Here is a 19,230-nt window from a genome sequence, read left to right on the forward strand (position 1 = left end):
GTGGGGGGATGGACCTTCCTGGCGTCCGTACGCGGGGCCGGTCTAGGGGCGGCTGGCGTACGCCTGCCCGGGCTGGGTGGGGCCGAGAACATCGGAGGCGGTGACCAGGGCGTACCCCTGGGCCTTGAGGTTCGCGATGATGCTGGGCACGGCGTCCACGGTGGTCGGGTAGAGGTCGTGCATCAGGATCAGGCCGCCGGGCTGGGCCCGGGTGGTCGCGTACTGGATGACGCTGGAGGTAACCTGGAACTCCCAGTCGGAGGTCTCGACGTTCCACAGGATGACGGCCATGCCCTGCTGACCGGCGGTGGAGGTCACCGTCTCGTTGTAGGAGCCGTACGGCGGCCGCATCAGGACCGGCCGCACTCCGACGATCGACTCGACGGCATCCGAGGTCCGGGACAGCTCCGAGGCGACCTCGTCCGGGCCGAGGGTGGCCAGGTCCGGATGGTCCCAGCTGTGGTTCATGATCTCGTTGCCGTTGGCGAAGGACCGCTGGGTGGTCGCCGCGAAGTTCACGACGTTCTGACCGACCACGAAGAAGGTCGCATTGACGTTGTTCGCGTCCAGGATGTCCACCAGCTGGCTGGTGTACTGGCTCGGACCGTCGTCGAAGGTCATGGCGATGCACTTCAGTCGGCCGCAGTCGATGATGCCGAGGTCGTTACGCCATTTGATGGCGCCGTGCTGGTAGGTCTGTCGGCAGAGGGTGCCCCCGCCGCTGCCGGTCCGGCACAGCTCGTCCGACGTCGGGTAACCGTACAGGCCCCCCTCCCAGCGGTTCCGGTCCCATTCGGCGCCGATCGCCCCTCGGATCCAGTGCGCGTCGGTCGCCGGCGACCAGTAGATCAGGCCGCCCTCGAAGTGCTCGCCGCAGCCACCCTGCACCAGACCGCAATACTCGTCCGACGTCGGATAACCCAGGAACCCGCCCTCGCCGCTCGTGCTCTCCCACTTGGTCTGGATCTCACCCTTCAGCCAGTGCGCATCAGTCGTCGGCGACCAGAACATCGTCGCGTTCTGGTAGGTCTGCCGACACCCACCACGAGCCAACCCACAGATCTCATCGGTCAACGGATACCCCAGGGCACCACCCTCCCAATCAGCCCTACCCCACGCCGCACCGATCGCCCCCCGCACCCAATGCGCACCCGTCGCCGGCGACCAGTAATACAGGCCACCCTCAAAATGCCCACCACAGCCACCCTGCACCAGACCGCAATACTCATCCGCCGTCGGATAACCCAGGAACCCATCCTCACCACCGGTCCCCTCCCAAGCCGACTGAATCTCACCCTTCACCCAATGCGCATCAGTCGCCGGCGACCAAAAGATCGTCCCGTTCTCGAAGTCCGAGCGGCAGCCGCCGCGGCCCAGCCCACAGATCTCATCGGTCAGGGGATACCCCAGAGAGCCGCCCTCCCAAGCCAGGGAACCCCATTTCGCCAGGATCCCGCCCCGCACCCAATGCGCATCGGTCGTCGGCGACCAGTAGATCGTGGCGTGCTGGTAGGTCTGCAGGCAGCCGCCACGCACCAGATCGCACCGCACTGCCGACACCGCGCTCCCTACGACGGCGGCATCCTTGGCGGCCTTGGCGGCGATCGCATCGGCGCCCGAGGACGTCGGCGGGGCGGTGGTCGGCGCCGGCGGTGAGCTGGGCGTCGGCTGCGCGGCTGCGGTGGAGGGCTGTGGACCGACGGTCCCGGAGTCCCCCGCCTGCGGCGCCGGGGCCTGAGTCTGGGCCGGCGCCTGGGATGCAGGTGCTTGGGTCTCGACCGGCGGGGTCTGGGTCTGGACCGGTGTTTGGGATGCCGGCGTCCCGCCGGCCGATGACGTGGCCGTGGCGGAATCGACCGGGGTCGGGCTCGGCGATGCCGAGGGCGCGCCGAGGGCGACGCCGCCCCCCAGACCCAACGATGCCCCCAGCAGCACGGCTGCCACGAAGGCGCCGGCCCGACGTCGTGCAGACTGCATCACCATCCCCCCTTCGTGGCACGTGGTCGCGGCAGTGACGATCACCACAGCCAGCGACCGACACCAGCGTAGGACAGCGGGATCAGCGCCGTCCGGAAAGTGACGAAACCGAGTGTCGGTTCCCGGGGCACGGCCACCTCTGGACTCAGGGACGCCGGCTGTACACCCGTCCCGGCTGGAGGTTACCGATGACGTCGGAGACCGAGACCAGCGCGTAGCCCCGCGCCTTGAGGTTGCCGATGATCGTGGGCACCGCATCCACGGTCGTCGGGTAGAGGTCGTGCATGAGGATGATCCCGCCGGGGGTCGCGCTGCTGGTCGCCCGGGAGATGATCGTCGCGGTGTTCCGGTTGGACCAGTCCAGGGTGTCGTTGTTCCACAGGATCACCGCCATGCCCTGCTGCCCGGCGACGGAGGTGACCGTCGAGTTGTACGAGCCGTACGGCGGGCGCACCAGGGTCGGGCGGCGGCCCACGGTCGAGCCGATCGCATCGGACGTGCGCGACAGCTCGGAGGAGACCCCCGACGCGCTGAGCCCGGTGAGATCGGGGTGACTCCAGCTGTGGTTCATGATCTCGTTGCCGTTCTCGTACGAGCGGCGGACTGTCGACGGGTAGCCGCCGACGTTCTGGCCGACGGCGAAGAAGGTCGCGTTGACATTGTTGGCGTCCAGGATGTCGACCAACCGGCTGGTGTACTGACTGGGGCCGTCGTCGAAGGTGAGGGCGATGCACTTCAGCCTCGCGCAGTCGATGACGCCGCGCATCCAGTGGGCACCGGTCGGCGGCGACCAGTAGACCGAGGCGTTGACGAAGGTCTGGGAGCAGCCGTCATCGGCGAGGCCGCAGGTCACCGGTGACGTCGCGGCGCCGAGGACCGAAGCCGAGGCGGCAGCCTTGGCCGCGATCGCCTCCTCTCCGGGGGACAGCGCCTCGGTGATCGGCACCGAGGACGGCACCGCGGTCTCCGCCGGCGCCATCGAGGCTGCCGGTGACGGGGGCCGTCACCGGCGTGGCCGACGGCGTCGGCGCTGCAGTCGGGGTGGGAGCGCCGAGCGCAGGACCGACCGACAAGCTCATCGAGGCACCGCGAACAGCGGCCGCCAGCAGGGCACCCACCCGACCATACGTACGCCTCATGACGACGTCCCCTTGATGACCGCGGGTCCGTCCACGATGACGGACGCCGACCGCGGATGGCGCCCAGGGTAGAGCAGCATGCTCGACCGGGCACCGGGCACCGAGGAAGGCGAAGATCACAGCCGGGGACGGGGAGCCGATTCCGGCAGGTTCGACGGCTCACTCGGCCACCGCGCAACCCGGTCACTGTGGTACAAAGACGATCCTACGGGACCTAGTGGAGCCACCTACCGGAATCGAACCGGTGACCTACGCTTTACGAGAGCGTCGCTCTACCTACTGAGCTAAGGTGGCTGACCGCGCCCGGGGGAGCCCCAGGCGGACAAGCGACAACTATAGCGATCCCTGCAGCAGAGCTCCAATCAGGCGTTGGTCACGTTGGATGCCCACGTCGGAGGGGTCGTTGGCTCATCCGGGAGTGCCCGGATGGGACGGCGTCACGGGATGGGACGCGGTGGCTCAGGCAAGCGTCTGCGAGTGGGTGCCCGTGCGTCACCTGGGAACGTCCGCGTGGGAACGTCCGCGATCGGGGAGGCCGCCGACCGGCCAGCCACCGTCGCACCACCCATCGGCACCACAGGGTCAGCGTCCACACGGCGGGACAGCCACGTCCCGGTCGTCAGTAGTCGCTTTCGACCGTCGCCAACAGCCACAGCCGAGGTGTCTCCGCTCGAGTCAGCTGATGATCCGCGTCAGAGCGCATAGCACGGCAGTGGAGGTGGTCGGTTCATGTGCGGAGGCGGATGGTGCCGTGGTTGGTGATGAGGAAGTGTTGGCCGCGGGGGGTGGTCCAGTGCCAGTGGCCGGGTTGGGGTTGGGTCAACAGGTAGCCGCCGTGGGTGCGGGCGCGGTGGGCGGTCCGGCCGAGTGGGCCGAGGTTGTCTGGTGTGGTGGGTCCGCCGTGTGTCCAGGGGATCGTGTGGTCCATGTCGGCGTGTCGGGCGGTGAGGGTGGCGTAGGGAACGACCTCGACGGGCTGGGCCAGGATCAGTTGTTCGCGGATCCGGTCGGGTACCTCGTAGGCATCGACCGGGACCGACTCGGCGTGGTTGATCACCCGGGTCAACCGGACCCGGCAGCCGGCCAACAGCTCGCCGAGGGCGGTGTGGGCGAGGGGGCCGTGGCCCTCGACCCGGGCCAGGTCTGCCCCGGGGGTGGTGTGGACGTACAGGTGCACGATCGGGGTCTGGGCGGGATGCTGGCCGCGGGCGAGCAGCCCCAGGGCGCGGGCCCGGCGGGTGTCCAAATCGGTCGTGTCGCCGGCGGCGGCCAGCTCGGCGGCCATCGTGGCGAGGGTGTGGTCGAGTTGGGCGGCGTCGGCGGTGTCGAGGACACCGACCACGTCGGTGGCGGCCGCGGTGCCTTGGCGGGGGTAGAGGTCGAGGCGGCGGCGGTGGCGGGTCTGCTCTTCCTGGTCCGCCGTGGCCGGGTCGGCGGCGGCGATCTCGCCCTCCAGCAGGCGTTGGGCCCGGGCCCATGACAGGCCGGGCAGGGTGTCGCCGATCCGGTCGTCGATCCACACGACGCTGGCCGCGGGCAGGTGGAGCTTGTCAAGTTGTTTGTGTAAGGCGGTTTCCGATTGGTGGTTACAGGTAGGGGTTGATGCGGTCGGGGTAGGCGATGGCGAGTTGGCCGAGGGCGGCTTTCCAGTTGGTGACGATCTGGCCTTCGACGAGCCTGCCGGATGCTTTGCGCCTGCCGGCGGGTAGGCCTTTCTCTTTGGCGCGGTCGCGGGCGCGTTTGTCCTCGATGTTGCAGATCGCCAGCCAGAGCAGCTTGACCACGGCGGCGTCGTTGGGGAAGTGTCCGCGGTTCTTGGTGACCTTGCGGAGCTGGTAGTTCAGCGACTCGATCGCGTTCGTGGTGTAGATGACCCGGCGCAGTTCGGGCGGGAACGCCAGGAACGGTGTGAACCGTTCCCACGCGTCGGTGAACGTCTTCACGGTCGCCGGGTACTTACGGCCCAGGCTGCTGTCCTCGAACGCGGCCAGGGCTTCCAGCGCGGCGTCGTCGTTCGCGGCGGTGTAGATCGGCTTCAACGCTGCGGCAACGGCTTTGCGGTCGCCGTAGGCGACGAACCGCATCGACGCGCGGATGAGGTGCACCACGCAGGTTTGCACGGTCGCGTACGGCCAGGTTGCCGCGATCGCGTCGGGGAACCCGGTCAGCCCGTCGCAGCACACGATCAGCACGTCACGCACCCCGCGGTTGGCGAGCTCGGCGCACACCGACGCCCAGAACTTCGCCCCTTCGGTGGTTTGGACCCAGATCCCCAGGACGTGCTTGACGCCATCGAGGTCGACGCCGACCGCGATGTGAGCGGCCTTGTTCCGCACGTGCCCGCCGTCGCGGACCTTCACCACGATCGCGTCGAGGTAGATCACCGGGTACAACGCTTCCAGCGGCCGGGTTTGCCAGGCCAGGACTTCCTCGGCGATCTGATCGGTGATCTTGCTGATCGTCTCGTGCGACAACTCGGTACCCAGCGTCGAGGCCAGGTGGTGCTGGATGTCACGGATCGTCATCCCGCCGGCGTACAAGCTGATGATCATCCCATCGATGCCGTCCAGGCGGCGCTGGCCCTTCGCGACCAGCATCGGGGTGAACGAGCCCTGCCGGTCCCGCGGCACGGCCAACTCGATGTCTCCGACCTCGGTCGTCACGGTCTTGGAGCTGGTGCCGTTGCGGGAGTTGTCGAACATCGCCGCCGCCGGGTCCCCACGTTCGTAGCCCAGGTGGTCGGTCAGCTCGACCTCCAAGCCCCGCTCCAAGGTGGCCTTCAGCATGCTGCCCAACAGGCCACCCTCACCGGTCAACGGCTCACCAGCATCGATCTTGGCGAAGATCTCATCCATCGCCCCGGACGCCTTCAACTGGTCAGCGAGCTCCTTCTGAGCCCGACGCCGCTCAGCACGTTCCGGGCTAATAGCCATAGTCATAGTGTCGTCTCCTTCAGACGAGGGCACCCTCCCTCACACAAACCATCTGACACCCTCGGCAGGTGGTGGCAGCGGCGGGCGACCTGGACGGCGCGCCAGACCGGGAGCCGGCCGTGGATCATCTGGTTCCACAGTCGGGGGTGGCGCCATTTCAGATCCACCGCATCGGAGATCAGCAGCCTCGCCCGATCCGGCGCCAACTCCAGCGCCCCGCCGACCTCCAGGTGGAGGAACTCCGGCACCACCGGGGTCCCCTCACCCCCCAAGGAAACGAGTCGTTCCCGGTCGACCGGGCCGGCCGCCTCGACCAGGTCGGCGACCAGGGCCAGGCGGCGGATCTCGGCGAACCGGGCCAACGCCTCCACCTCGACCAGCTGGGCGAGATGATCAGCCGGATCCTCCGGCAGACCATACCCGGCGGTCACCGCCACCGGGTCCCCTTCCTCACCGTTCTGGCCGGTGAGGGTGACCATCAGCCCATCGACCAACAACGGCGCACCATCGGCGACCGGCCGGGCCGGCGCCGGCCGGAAGAAGTCCGGCCCGTCAGGCAGCCCCGGCAAACCCGGCAACACGGGACTCGTGTCCTCATCCATGACCCCAACGCTAGACCAAGGGTCAGACAATCAATCGAACGCGTGGCCGAAACCACCCGGGCGTCACGGGACCTCACGTGCTCCAAGGGATCCCGTAGAGGTCAGCGGGTCAGCCATGGTCGACCGCATCCATAGGTCAGCCCAATAGTCCCGTACAGAAGAACACCACCCTGCCGTTGGCAGACCCAGCCCACCCCAAGCTGAGCCATACGCCCCAGTCGAGCCGGCGCCTCAGTCCTTCCCTCGCGAGTCGTACGTGCGCCGGGCCGGGCAGACGTCGGCCTGCGGGCACCGGGCCACCTCACCGGTGCCATCCACCCGCACCACCACGGATTCCGACGGCACGGAGTGGCCGATCACCCGGCCCTCACCGTCGGGCGTCCGGACCCGGGAGCCGATCTTCGGGGCCTTCTTGATGAAGTCCTGATAGAGGGGGTGCTCGTACTTGAGGCAGCACATCAGCCTGCCGCAGGCGCCCTGTACGCGCAGCGGGTTGGACGGCAGGTCCTGGTCCTTGGCGAGGCGGATGCCGACCGGCTCGAAGCGGCTGAGGTGGGTCGAGCAGCACAAGTCCCGGCCGCAGTTGCCGATGCCACCGGTGACCCGGGTCGCGTCGCGGGCACCGATCTGGCGCAGGTCGATGCGGGCCTGGAGGGTCTTGGCCAGATCCCGGACGAGTTGGCGGAAGTCGACCCGGTGGGGCGCAGTGAAGTAGACCACCACCTGACGGTCGAACTCCGCGGATCGGTCGAGGTAGTCGATCCCGACCACCTTCATCGGCAATGCCTGCTCACGGACGAGGCGGTTGACGACGATGCGGGCCTGCGCCCGGAACCTGCGGTTCGCCTTGTCGCGGGCGAGGTCGGCGTCCGTGGCCGGCCCTAGGCAGGCCGGGAGTTCACCGAAGTCGCCCTGCCGGATGCCTTCCGGCGCCCAGACGCACTGGGCCACCTCCGGCCCCTCGTCGGTCGGCACCATCACGTAGTCCCCGACGGACACCCGGTGTCCGGCCGGATCCACGTAGTGGAGCTGACCGTGCTTCTCGAACGTGACCGCCATCACCTGCTGCACGCAGCAAGCCTAACGCCGCCACGACACGGGCACCGTCCTCGGGGATCATCGAACGGCCCGCGGGCCTCAGATCAGCTCGGCGTTGTACCTGTCCGCCTTGCGCTGCAACCGTCCCTTGCGGACCGCCGCGTCGATCCCCCAGCTGCCACCGCCGGCGAACAGGAGGAACAGGCCCAGCACGGCGAGCAGCAGCTCGGTCTCCCCGTGGAAACCGGCCACACCCGCCTCGAAGGGACTCTTCCACCAGTACACGAAGACGAGCGCGCCGACGCCGATCAGCATCGTGCCCAGTCCGGCGATCCGGGTGGCAAGACCGAAGACGAGCGCGACGGCGATCAGCACGGAGGCCGACGCGGTCGCCCAGGCGAAGATCTCCGGGTACGGCAGCGCGGTGCCGGCGAACAGGGCGATCGTCCCGGGGATGTCCATCAACTGCTGGGCGCCGCGAACACCGAGGATCGCCGCCACCGCCAGCCGCAGCAGAAACATGCTGAGGGCCACCGGGAAACGGTCGGTGGTCCGGCCGAGCTTCGTCGACGGCGGCTCGGGGACCGCCGCCGGAGTCGGCTGGGGACGGCGCTTGCCGAGCGCCCGATCGCGGTCCGCCCGGCGCTCTGCCAACAGAGTGGCCTCGTCGGGGACGGCGGCGTCCGCCACCTCACCGGGCCGTCCGGCAGGACCCGGCGCCGCGGTCCACGGATCGGCCGCCATCGGGTCCAGCACCGCCGTCGCCGGCGGCACCGGAGCCGGCCGCTCCGCCAGCCGACCGGTCACCAGCGGCGGAATCAGGACGCTGGTCGGCGTGACCTCGTCATCATCGGCCGGCTCGGACGCCGCGGCGGCCCGTACGGAGGGCGCCTCGTCACCGGCCCCGCCGAAGACCACGGTCGCCGCATCGGGGCGGTCGGTGGAGACGGTGCCGGGCACCGTCGGGGGTTCCCGGGGGGTGGCCTGGGAGTCCGGTTCGCCGCCCACCTGTTCGGTGTAGCGGCGCAGGTCGGCACGGGAGATCCGGGTCACCGTCGGCTCGTTCTCATCACCGGTACCGAACGCCTCGGGACGGTCGACGTCGGCACCGGCGTCGTCGACCTCGTCGAAGTCACGAGTAGTCACGGCTCACGTCCTCAGGGTCGGGGAACACTCAGGGTTCATTCTGGTCGCTGACCGGCCCGCAAGCCGGGAGCACACCGGGAGTGTCGCCGGCACGCACCGGCCCGGGGACCGATCAGTCCAGCGGCTCGCCGGCGCCGAGGCCGACCAGCATCGATTCCACCGCGAGCTGCGGGGCGACGTTCCCGGCGAGTGCCTCCCGACAGGCCAGGATCGCGTCGATCCGGGCGATCGTACGATCCGGGGTGGCACGGGACGCCTCCGCGGTGACCGCGTCGGCCAGCTCCACGTTGACCAGCTCGGCACCGGTGCCCAGCTGCACGCTCAGCACGTCGCGATACCAAGTGGTGAGCTCGGTCAGGGCGCGGTCGATGGCGTCGCGTTGCAGCCGCTTGACCCGCAGCTTCTGCTCGTCCTCGAGCTCCTTGAGGGCGGCGGCCGTGTTGCGGGGCCGCGCGCCGCGGGTGCCCACACCGAGCGCCTGCTCGAGCTCGGCCCGCTCCGCGGCCTCGACCGCCGCGGTCTGGTCGGTCGCCTCGGTCTGGGCGGCCGACACGAGGGTCGCCGCGGCACGGAGGCAGGCGCCGATGCTGCCGAGCTGGCTGGGGATCCGGAGCACCTCGCGGCGACGCTGCCGGGCCGCATCGTCGCGGGCGAGATGCCGGGCCCGGCCGATGTGGCCCTGGGCTGCCCGGGCAGCGGCGTCGGCGGTGGCGGGATCGACCCCGTCCCGCCGTTCCAGCAGCGTGGCGACGTCACGCACCCTCGGGGTGGTCAGGGTCAGGCCGCGGGTCCGGGACCGGATGGTGGGGATGACGTCGTCGGGGGTGGGAGCGCAGAGGATCCACACGGTCGCCGGGGCGGGCTCCTCCACGCTCTTCAGCAGGGCGTTGGCGCCCGCTTCGGTGATCCGGTCGGCGTCCTCGACGATCACCACCTGCCAGTGCCCCACGGTGGGCGCCATCATCGACCGGCGGGCGTACTCACGCACCTCCTTGACGCCGATGCTCAGCTTCTCGGTGCTGATCAGTGTGACGTCCGGGTGGGCGCCGGACAGTGCCGTACGACAGGCCTTGCAGGCACCGCAGCCGCCGTCGGGGCACTGCAGGGCCGCCGCGAAGGCGCGCGCCGCATTGGACCGTCCCGAGCCGGGCGGGCCGGTGATCAGCCAGGCGTGGGTCATCGCGTGGGCAGCCCCCGTGACGGCAAGGCGCAGCACCTCGACCGCGGCCGACTGGCCGACCAGTTCGGCCCACACCCCTCGGTCGGCCGCGGGTGTGGTGCGGCCGGTGGTCCTGTTCACGGGGCCAGTGTGCCGTGTTCCGCAGACATCCGGGTGAGCAGGGCATCGACCGCGGCCGCGACCCGCGCCGCGATGGCCGCCCGGTCATCGCGAGCCGGCAGCACCAGATAACGGCCGGGGGCGGCTTCGGCGAGCCCGAGGAACTGCTCGCGGACCCGGCGGTGGAAGTCGTCGCCCGCGCCCTCCAGCCGGTCCTTGTCGACGATCCGGCCGACCGCCTCGCCCGGGTCGAGGTCGAGCAGCACGGTCAGGTCGGGGCGCAGCCCGGACGTCGCCCAGGTCGCGATCCCGGCGAGTTCGGTCATCTCGAGCACCCGGCCGGCCCCCTGGTAGGCGAGCATCGAGTCGAGGTAGCGGTCACACACCACCATGGCGCCCCGGGCGAGGGCGGGCCGGACCACCTCGGCGAGGTGCTGGGCCTTGTCCGCCGCGTAGAGCAGGGCCTCGGCGCGAGGATCGAGATCGCCCGTCGCCGGGTCCAGCAGCAGCCGGCGGATCACCGCACCGGCCGGCGTGTCGCCCGGCTCACGGGTCATCACCACCTCGTGCCCGAGGTCGGTCAGGTGCCGGGCCAACAGCGCGCCCTGGGTGGTCTTGCCCACCCCGTCGCCGCCCTCGAAGACGATGAACAGGCCACGGCGCTCACTCATCGGTGGCCGGATCCTCCTGCCGCGGGGCCTCCGCGGTGTCCTCCGGTCCGGCGATCCCCAGCCGGGTCAGCAACTCCAGGCCGGCCCGCCGGAGCTTGCGTCCGCCCTTGTCCCAGTGCTCGACGAAGTCGGCGCGGGCCACCGACCGGCTCTCGGCCAGGTCGGCGTACTGCCGGCCGATGCCGAACGCCTCCTCGACCGACGCCCCCTCCAACGAGGAACGCAGCGCCTCGAGTTCCTCGTTGTCGCAGCCGACCAGCTCGTCGTAGAGGTCACGGGCCCGTTCGCGGAGCCGCTTGGCCTGCTTGGGGGCCAGCAGCGAGGCGAGTTCGGCGGTCGCCACCAGCCGGTCGGCGGCGACCGCGGCGGCGTGCCAGCCGGAGTCGTCGGCGGCGTGCGGGGCGGCCTCACCGGACAGCAGCATCAGCTGGGTGGCGGCCTCGACCATCTGCCCGATCTCCTCGCGGGCGGGGCGCAGGCCGATGCCGTCGGCCAGCGGAGGCGTCCGCAGGGCATCGATCCGCTCGTAGATGCCCAGGTAGTCGTCACCGTTGAGCAGCGTCTGCTGGTCGACGCCGAAGGCGCCGTCCAGCCGGTCGGCGGCCGCGCCGAGCGCGGCCACCAGGTCGTCGAGCTGTCCCACCGGCAGCACCGGGGCGAGCACCGGGAGTTCGGCGGCGAAGGTCCGCAGGCCGCGGACCAGCGGTTGCACCTTGCGGGTGCGCCCGGAGCGTACGTTCAGGTCGGCGAGCAGCACCTGGTGGGCCTCCTCACCGACGAAGTGCCCGACGATCTCCGCCATCGACGCGTCGGTGCCCACCGACCCGCCGGACACCGGGGCGACCGGCCGGACCGCGTCGGGATCCTCGCCGGCCGGCTCCTCGATCAGCACCCGGAACCGGGCCGGCAGGGACAGGTGACGTTCCACCCGGACCGCCTCGACGCTGTGCAACGCGTCGTCGAGCCAGTCCAGCTGGTCGCGCGACATGGCACCGGTGTCGACGTCCACCTCGCGGTAGCGGGTGACCAGGGTGCCGTCGCGGCGGACGGTGAAGACGTCGTCGATCACCGAGCCGAGCGGCTCCCGCGCCGAGGTGCGGATCAGGTAGGTGGTCCGGGTGCGGTGCTGGGTGCCGACCGGGGCGAGCGGCGCCTGCCGCAGGATCGGCGCGAGGAGGATCCGGATCCGCTCCGGCACCTCACCGGAGGTCATCTGCTCGACGTACTCGGCGGGCAGCTGGGGAGCCCAGGCGGGCGCCGCCATCAGCCACTCCCCGACACCGTCGGTCGACCGGTGGGCGAGCACGATCCCGGCCCGCAACAGCCGGCGATCAGCGGTGTCGAGCACGGTCAGGTCACACACGGCGGGCTTGGTACTGACCATCGCGGGATTGCCCAGATCGAGATCGGGGTTCGCGAAGCGGGGCGCGGCGGCCAGGTCACGCATCTCGTAGCGGCGCACGGTGCTGCCTTTCTGGCTCGGAAGGGGATCGTCCATTATTGCACCGCCGCTCCGGCACTGCATCCACGACCCACCCGGTGACGCCCGTTCCAGCGGCCGCCCGGGACCATCGGGACCTCGGCTTCAGTCGCCCGCCGGGTCACCGGCGGGCCGTGTCGTGGTCTTCTTCGTCGCCGCGGTCGCGGTCGTCTTCCGGGCCGTCGTGGTGGACTTCTTCGCCGCCGCCTTCTTCGCAGTCGTCTTCTTGGCCGCTGACTTCGTCGTGGCCTTCTTCGCCGCGGTGGTCTTCTTCGCCGCGGTCTTCCGCGTCGACGGGCCCTTGGCCCGCTTCTCGGCGAGGAGCTCGGCGCCGCGCTCGGCGGTCAGCGACTCCAGCGCGTCGGTCCGGCGCAGAGTGGCGTTGGTCTCCCCGTCGGTGACATACGGCCCGAACCGCCCGTCCTTGACCACCATCGGCTTGCCGGAGACGGGGTCGGGCCCCAGCTCCTTCAGCGGCGGCTTCGCCGCAGCCCGGCCGCGCTGCTTGGGCTGGGCGTAGATCGCCTCGGCCTCGGGCAGCGTGATGGTGAAGAGCTGGTCCTCCGAGGTCAGCGACCGGGAATCGGTGCCCTTCTTGAGGTACGGGCCGTAGCGGCCGTTCTGCGCGGTGATCGGCGTGCCGTCCTCGGCCGTCCCGACCGTCCGCGGCAGCGACAGCAGCCGGAGCGCGTCGTCGAGGGTGACGGTCTGCAGGTCCATCGAGGCGAACAGCGAGGCGGTCCGCGGCTTGGCCCCCTTGGCGGCGTCCTCCGGCAGCACCTCGGTGACGTACGGCCCGAACCGACCGGCCCGCGCGACGATCGGCAGACCGGAGCCGGTGTCCAGCCCCAGCGCCCGCTCCTCCCCCATCGGCCGCGACAGCAGGTCACGGGCGACCTCGACGGTCAGCTCGTCCGGCGGCAGGTCGTCGGCGACGTTGGCCCGCTTCTCGGTGGCGACCTCCTCCACGTACGTGCCGTAGCGGCCGACGCGGACGACGATGCCGGAGTCCATGTCGCCGATCGGGAAGGTCGACAGCGCCCGGGCGTCGATGTCGCCGAGCTGGTTGACCAGGTCGTGCAGGCCGGCGTGGTCGAGGGTGTCCGGGCCCTCGGAGGCCCCCCAGTAGAAGGCGCTGAGCACGTCCAGGCGGCCGGCCTCGCCGTTGGCGATCTTGTCCAGATCCTGCTCCATCTCCGCGGTGAAGTCGTAGTCGACCAGCTTGGCGAAGTGCTCCTCCAGCAGCCGGGTCACCGCGAACGCAAGCCAGGTCGGCACCAGTGCGGTGCCCTTCTTGAACACGTAGTCGCGGCTGGTGATGGTGCGGATGATCGAGGCGTACGTCGACGGCCGGCCGATCTCCAGCTCCTCCAGCTTCGCGACCAGCGACGGCTCGGTGTAGCGGGCCGGGGGCTTGGTCTCGTGGCCCTGTGCCTCGATCGCGGCGACGTCGACCGTGCGGCCCTCGGTCAACTGCGGCAGCCGGCGCTGCGAGTCGTCGGCCATCCCGTCGTCGACGGATTCGACGTACGCCCGCAGGAAGCCGGGGAAGATGATCGTCCGGCCGCGGGCCACGAAGGTGCAGTCCTCGCCGCCGGCGGCGGTGACGGTCAGCGTGATCGCCACCGACTCGCCGCGGGCGTCGGTCATCTGGGAGGCGACCGTCCGCATCCAGATCAGCTCGTAGAGGCGGAACTGGTCGCCGGACAGCCCGGTCTCCCGCGGCGCGCGGAAGGTCGACCCGGCCGGCCGGATGGCCTCATGGGCCTCCTGGGCGTTCTTCACCTTGGAGGTGTAGACCCGCGGCTTCGCCGGCACGTAGTCCGGCCCGTAGAGCCGGGTGGCCTGGGCACGGGCGGCACGGATCGCCTCACCGGACAGCTCGACGGAGTCGGTACGCATGTAGGTGATGTAGCCGGCCTCGTAGAGCTCCTGGGCGACCGACATGGTCCGCTGCGAGGTGAAGCCGAGCTTGCGGCCGGCCTCCTGCTGCAGGGTGGTGGTCCGGAACGGGGCGTACGGGTGCCGGACGTACGGTTTGGCCTCGACCGAGGCGACCCGCATCGGGGTCGAGTCCAGGCCGGCCGCCAGCCCCCGGGCCCTGGCTTCGTCGAGGTGGGCCAGGCGTTCCTTGCTCTGCAGCCGGCCGTGCGCATCGAAGTCGCGGCCCTGGGCGACCCGCAGGCCGTCGACCGCGGTGAGCCGGGCCGGGAACCGCTGCGGTTCGGCGCCCTCACCCGCGTCCAGGGTGGCCTCGAGATCCCAGTAGCCGGCAGCGGTGAAGGCGATCCGCTCCCGTTCCCGGTCGACCACCAGCCGGGTCGCCACCGACTGCACCCGGCCGGCGGACAGCCGCGGCATGACCTTCTTCCACAGCACCGGGGAGACCTCGTAGCCGTACAGCCGGTCGAGGATGCGGCGGGTCTCCTGGGCGTCGACCAGGTCGGTGTCGATGTCGCGCGGGTGGGAGACGGCGTCCTTGATCGCGTCCTCGGTGATCTCGTGGAAGACCATCCGGCGGACTGGCACCCGCGGCTTGAGCTCCTGCTGCAGGTGCCAGGCGATCGCCTCCCCCTCGCGGTCACCGTCGGTGGCGAGGTAGACGTCCTTGGCGCCCTTGAGCGCTTCCTTCAGGCCGCGCAGAGTGGCCTTCTTGTCGGCCGCGACGACGTAGAGCGGGGTGAAGCCGCCCTCGATGTCGACGCCGGTCCGGGCCCACTTCTCACCCTTGTACTTGGCCGGGACCTCGGCGGCTCCGGTGGGCAGGTCACGGATGTGGCCACGGCTGGATTCCACGACATAGCCCGGCCCTAGGTATCCCTGGATCTTGGTGGCCTTGGTCGGTGATTCCACGATCACCAGGCTGTGCCCCAGTTCCTGACCCGCCACAGTTCACCTCTCCCCTGTCTCGCCTCCGGCCTGTCCCGGATCCGGCCGGACGCGCGTCATCATTGCCCAGATCGGCCCGGTGACAAGACTGTGTCCAGCGACGTGGCACACCATAGCCCACGGCTCCAGCACCACCCGGTGTGGCGGAACGCACCCGACGGGGTGATCCGTCGTCCTCGGCCGGGGTGTCGGCGAGATCACACAAGATTGAGCGTACCCGACTCAACTCTTGCGGAATCCTGGAATAGCCGCCCGCTGGCGAGGCGTTCTATCCCACGACGGCGGCCGCAGGCAGGCGGCGGTCGTCCAGGTTTCGTTCTACTGCCGTAGGAGATGCACGATCATGGCTCGGACCTTCGATCCCTTCCGCGACGTCGATCAGCTGTTCACCCAGGCGTTGCGTACGCCCGCGTCGACCGCGATGCCGATGGACCTGTTCCGCGAGGGCGACAACTACTTCGTCAAGATCGACCTGCCGGGCGTCGACCCGGCCACCATCGACGTCGACCTCGACGACTCCACCCTGACCATCCGCGCCGAGCGCAAGCCGCAGGCCGGCGACGGCGTCCAGTGGCTCACCCGGGAGCGCCCGGTCGGCACGTTCGCCCGGCAGCTGACCCTGGGCAAGGGGGTCGCCGCCGAGAGCATCGACGCCGAGTACACCGACGGCGTGCTGATCCTGACGATCCCGGTGGCCGAGGCCGCCAAACCGCGCAAGATCACCGTCGCGCACAAGGCGGAGGAGATCCCCGGCACCGTCGAGCCGGAGGCCTGACCCGCCGGGCGTCCCACCCCTGGCCCACTCGCGGCCCACTTTCGCGCCGTCTGCCGGTCCGACCGGCAGACGGCGCGGCCGTGCCCGGGTCCCCGGGCCGGGAGCGTGACGCACGGAGTCGGGTTTCCCGCAGTGCGGGATCATCTCACAACGGAAACCCAGGCCTGTGAGGCTAGCGTCATGGTCCGACGACCGTTCCTCTGGATCCTTCTCGCCGCACTCCTCGGCCCCACGCGCACGGTGGGGCTGTACGTGACCGCCGGATCGCTGGCGCTCGAACCCGATGCCGCCGAGTACCTGTACTCGGCCCGACAGCTCCTCCGGGGCAGCGGCTTCATCGGCACGGACGGCCGGCCGCTGACCATGTTTCCGCCCGGCTTCCCCGCAGCGGTGGCGGCGGCGGACGCAGTCGTGCCCGGTGGCGTGATGGCAGCAGCGGTGGTGGTGAACGCGCTTGCCCTGTTCGCGTTGGCTGTCGCTGTCGGACTTGTCACGCGACGAAGCGCTCCGCGGTGGTGGGTGTCCCCGCTGGTCGTTGCCCTCTTCAGTCTCAGCCCGGTGATCCAGGGCACAGCAGGCTGGGCCATGTCGGAGCCCCTCGCGCTGGCTCTCTGCGCGTGGGCGTTCCTGGGGGCCATCCGGGACGATCCGGCACCGCTGTGGATGGTCGCGCTCGCGGGTCTGGCAGCCGGCGCATCCGTCCTCGTCAGGACCTCGTCAGCGTTCTTCGTGATCGGATGCCGTCTCCTGTGACCTGCCCGCAGCCGACGTCACCATGAGCAATGACAGTTCGCGACTCGCCTACCACTGCGATCGCCCGATCCAGGACTCCCCTAGGGTCCACCTCTACGCCAGCACGCAGACCACCGATGAACTGGGACGGCTCGCGACGCAGCAGAAGACCGTCTGTGTCCAGGTCGTCTGGCTCGGTGACGAAGCACCGTCGTTCTACAACTTCTACGACACGCCCCACGACCTCGAGTCCATCGGGTTCGGCAGGGTGCCGATCCCTGGCGGCACGCTGCTGCGCTCGGCCGGGTGCCCCTGATCCGAGTTGGACCTCACTGGTGCCCTAGGAGCGCGTCGAGGCCGGCTTGGTCTCGGGCCGGGTGGACTCCGTACGCCGAACTGTGCCGCCGACATCGGTCATCAGGGCGCCGACCAGCAGAACCAGCCCCAGCACCGGGGTGACGCCGCTGAGCAGGATCTCCCCGGCGGTGTAGTCCAGCTCCTTCATGCCGCCGGCCGGCAGCGCACCGTACGGTGCCAGCCACAGCCAGACCACCAGTAGCGTCCCGCTGACCGCCACCAGTCGGCCGGTGCGATGGGTGAGCAGGATGACGGCCAGCGGCACGATCCAGACGAAATGGTGGGTCCAGGACACCGGCGAGGCCAGCGCGGTGGCGAGACCGACCAGCACCACCGCCGCCCCCTCCAGACCCCGGCGGGACAGCCGACGGGCGGCGAACAGGCCGATCGCGATGCACACCCCGGCCAGCGCCAGGGCGACCGGACCGGCGGCGGGGCCGAGCTTGAACAGGCGCAGGATCGCCCCGCGGACGGACTGGTTGTCCAGGTAGATCGGGTCGGAGGCGAAACCGACCGACCCGGTGGTCGCCAGTCGGCCCCAGTAGAACACCGAGTCCCCGGGCAGCAGCGCGAAGCCGATCAGGGTCAGCCCTGCTGCGGTGACCGTGGCGGTCAGCGCGGCCCGCCACCGGCGGGTGAGCAGCAGATGGACGATGAACAACGCCGGGGTGAGCTTGATCGCGGTGACCAGGCCGACCAGCCAGCCGGCCGGCAGCGGGATCACCCGGCGGCCGGACGGCCGGGAGCCCGGCACCAGATCGAGGATCACCAGGCAGGTGAGCAGGATCTCGATCTGGCCCAGCCGGGTGGCCATGGTGACCGGTGTGGCGGTGCCGATCGCCACGGCCGCGGCGACGCTGCCGGCCCATCCGCGCAGGCCGAGCCGGTGCACCACCGCCATCAAGGCGGCCCAGGAGGCGAAGGCCCAGAGGATCTTCCACAGCAGCGCCGGCCCGAGCAGGAACGGCAGGAACAGGATCGCGGCGATCGGCGGGTAGACGAACTGGTTGGGGCCGTCGGCGTACATCTGGGCGTGGGTGAAGATCGACCGAGCGCCGCCGAGGTAGATGTCGAAGTCGGACATCGCCCCGCCGAAGCCGGTGGTGAAGGCCAGCGGCACCAGCCAGGACACGGCCCCTGCCGTCAGTGGCAGGGCGAGCTGTCCGAGTCTGGTGATCCTGTCGCGACGGGTGCGTCCGAGTCCTTCCACGGCTCCCATCCTGTCATCCGGCGCCGGACGGGCCGGCGGTCGCCCGAACTCGGGCGGATGCCCACGTCGACAGGGGCAGCTGGTAGAGCCAGCCGGTCCAGGGCCGGATCGCGGTCATCACGAGGCAACCGGACATCACCAGGACGAAGCTCAGCAGCATCGAGGGAGCGTCACCCAGCCGGCGGCGCAGGATCGCTCCGGCCACCGGCTCCATCAGGGCGGTGTGGACGAGGTAGGTGACCATCGAGTTCCGGCCGATCCACTCCACCGCGCGGACCGGCGCCACCCTGGGCACCCGTACGGCCAGCCAGATCGCGGCCAGGATCCCGGCCAGCGACACGGCCGCGTCCTCGAGGCGGTAGGGCACATAGAGGCCGCGGGGCACCTGGGACAGCCCGCCGGCGACCGCGAGGACACCCAGTGCCAACGGCCACCCGAAGCGGACCCGGATCCACCGGTCGAGCACCGGCCGCAGGGCCGCCCCCATGAAGAAGAACGCGCCGTACCACGCGTACGTGCCGATCGCGCTGACCCGGTCCTGCATCGGGGCAGCGACGAGCAGCAGGCCCACGGCCACGAAAGCCGGCGGAACCGGGCGGAGGACCCAGGCCAGGGCGTAGGCGCAGGCCAGTGCCTGGAGGAACCACAGGTTCGTGCCGATGGTCAGGAACGCCACCGGGTCCTGGCGGGCCTGCTGAGTGAGGATCACCACCATCACGGCCATCCACAGTGCCCACGGCCAGACGATGCCACCGAGTTTGCCGACGGCATACGTGCGGAGCCCCTTGCTCAGGGAGTGCTGCAGCAGCAAGCCCGACAGGGCCATCAGGATCGGCATCCGGAACGGCCGCAGAAAGGCGTCGAAAGCCTGCCCGTCCGGCCCGCCGGCGTCAAGTGCGGCATGCAGCAGGACCACCAGAACCATCGCGGTCCCCCGCAGCAGATCCATCCAGGTCTGCCGCGTTCGGGCCTCTCCGCATTCCATGGTCCGGTGAGTTTACA

The 19,230-nt window shown here is 70.4% G+C and carries 16 protein-coding genes and 1 tRNA gene; 3 read left to right on the forward strand and 14 right to left on the reverse strand.

Annotated elements, in window-relative coordinates:
• Positions 1-42: 42 nt before the first annotated feature.
• The 12 genes from R0145_RS14070 to topA all read right to left on the reverse strand — a co-directional run bounded on the left by R0145_RS14070 (position 43) and on the right by topA (position 15,139).
• A complete protein-coding gene (locus tag R0145_RS14070) occupies positions 43-1,977 on the reverse strand; it encodes a polysaccharide deacetylase family protein (protein ID WP_317837494.1) in 1,935 nt (644 codons plus the stop codon).
• Positions 1,978-2,122: 145 nt separating this feature from the next.
• Positions 2,123-2,956: a polysaccharide deacetylase family protein gene (locus R0145_RS14075; RefSeq protein ID WP_317837495.1), complete on the reverse strand. Its 834-nt coding sequence runs from the start codon at positions 2,954-2,956 to the stop codon at positions 2,123-2,125.
• Between the two features lie 378 nt (positions 2,957-3,334).
• A tRNA-Thr gene (locus R0145_RS14080) sits at positions 3,335-3,410 on the reverse strand.
• A 433-nt stretch (positions 3,411-3,843) separates the two neighbouring features.
• A complete protein-coding gene (locus tag R0145_RS14085) occupies positions 3,844-4,638 on the reverse strand; it encodes an HNH endonuclease signature motif containing protein (RefSeq protein ID WP_317837496.1) in 795 nt (264 codons plus the stop codon).
• A 64-nt stretch (positions 4,639-4,702) separates the two neighbouring features.
• Positions 4,703-6,055: an IS256 family transposase gene (locus tag R0145_RS14090; protein WP_411742036.1), complete on the reverse strand. Its 1,353-nt coding sequence runs from the start codon at positions 6,053-6,055 to the stop codon at positions 4,703-4,705.
• Positions 6,052-6,651, reverse strand: a complete 600-nt coding sequence (locus R0145_RS14095) for a hypothetical protein (RefSeq protein WP_317837497.1) — start codon at positions 6,649-6,651, stop codon at positions 6,052-6,054. Before R0145_RS14095 ends, R0145_RS14090 begins: the two co-directional genes overlap by 4 nt.
• A 231-nt stretch (positions 6,652-6,882) precedes the next feature.
• Positions 6,883-7,722: a regulatory iron-sulfur-containing complex subunit RicT gene (locus R0145_RS14100; protein WP_317837498.1), complete on the reverse strand. Its 840-nt coding sequence runs from the start codon at positions 7,720-7,722 to the stop codon at positions 6,883-6,885.
• Between the two features lie 66 nt (positions 7,723-7,788).
• Positions 7,789-8,835 (reverse strand): DoxX family membrane protein, encoded by a 1,047-nt coding sequence (locus R0145_RS14105; protein ID WP_317837499.1) that lies wholly within the window; start codon positions 8,833-8,835, stop codon positions 7,789-7,791.
• A gap of 112 nt (positions 8,836-8,947) precedes the next feature.
• The gene (locus R0145_RS14110; protein WP_317837500.1) at positions 8,948-10,135 is read right to left on the reverse strand and encodes a DNA polymerase III subunit delta'; all 1,188 of its coding nucleotides are present in this window, start codon (positions 10,133-10,135) and stop codon (positions 8,948-8,950) included.
• Positions 10,132-10,785: a dTMP kinase gene (tmk, locus tag R0145_RS14115; protein WP_317837501.1), complete on the reverse strand. Its 654-nt coding sequence runs from the start codon at positions 10,783-10,785 to the stop codon at positions 10,132-10,134. The genes R0145_RS14110 and tmk overlap by 4 nt, the downstream gene beginning before the upstream one ends.
• Positions 10,778-12,283, reverse strand: a complete 1,506-nt coding sequence (locus R0145_RS14120) for a hypothetical protein (RefSeq protein ID WP_317837502.1) — start codon at positions 12,281-12,283, stop codon at positions 10,778-10,780. Before R0145_RS14120 ends, tmk begins: the two co-directional genes overlap by 8 nt.
• 87 nt (positions 12,284-12,370) lie before the next feature.
• Complete coding sequence (gene topA / locus R0145_RS14125; protein ID WP_317840257.1) at positions 12,371-15,139, reverse strand: type I DNA topoisomerase; 2,769 nt, start codon at positions 15,137-15,139, stop codon at positions 12,371-12,373.
• Between the two features lie 358 nt (positions 15,140-15,497).
• Between topA and R0145_RS14130 the strand changes: the two genes are divergently transcribed.
• From R0145_RS14130 to R0145_RS14140, 3 genes are all read left to right on the forward strand, one after another.
• On the forward strand, positions 15,498-15,929 hold the full coding sequence (locus R0145_RS14130) for an Hsp20/alpha crystallin family protein (RefSeq protein WP_317837503.1): 432 nt from the start codon (positions 15,498-15,500) through the stop codon (positions 15,927-15,929).
• A 252-nt stretch (positions 15,930-16,181) separates the two neighbouring features.
• A complete protein-coding gene (locus R0145_RS14135) occupies positions 16,182-16,682 on the forward strand; it encodes a hypothetical protein (protein ID WP_317837504.1) in 501 nt (166 codons plus the stop codon).
• Positions 16,683-16,704: 22 nt separating this feature from the next.
• Complete coding sequence (locus tag R0145_RS14140; protein ID WP_317837505.1) at positions 16,705-16,977, forward strand: hypothetical protein; 273 nt, start codon at positions 16,705-16,707, stop codon at positions 16,975-16,977.
• 24 nt (positions 16,978-17,001) lie between these two features.
• On the opposite strand, the gene R0145_RS14145 is transcribed toward R0145_RS14140, so the two are convergent.
• Positions 17,002-18,228: a glycosyltransferase 87 family protein gene (locus R0145_RS14145; RefSeq protein WP_317837507.1), complete on the reverse strand. Its 1,227-nt coding sequence runs from the start codon at positions 18,226-18,228 to the stop codon at positions 17,002-17,004.
• A gap of 13 nt (positions 18,229-18,241) precedes the next feature.
• Complete coding sequence (locus R0145_RS14150; RefSeq protein WP_317837508.1) at positions 18,242-19,213, reverse strand: acyltransferase; 972 nt, start codon at positions 19,211-19,213, stop codon at positions 18,242-18,244.
• Positions 19,214-19,230: the final 17 nt, after the last annotated feature.

It is taken from the genome of Raineyella sp. W15-4 (assembly GCF_033170155.1).
GTDB lineage: Bacteria > Actinomycetota > Actinomycetes > Propionibacteriales > Propionibacteriaceae > Raineyella.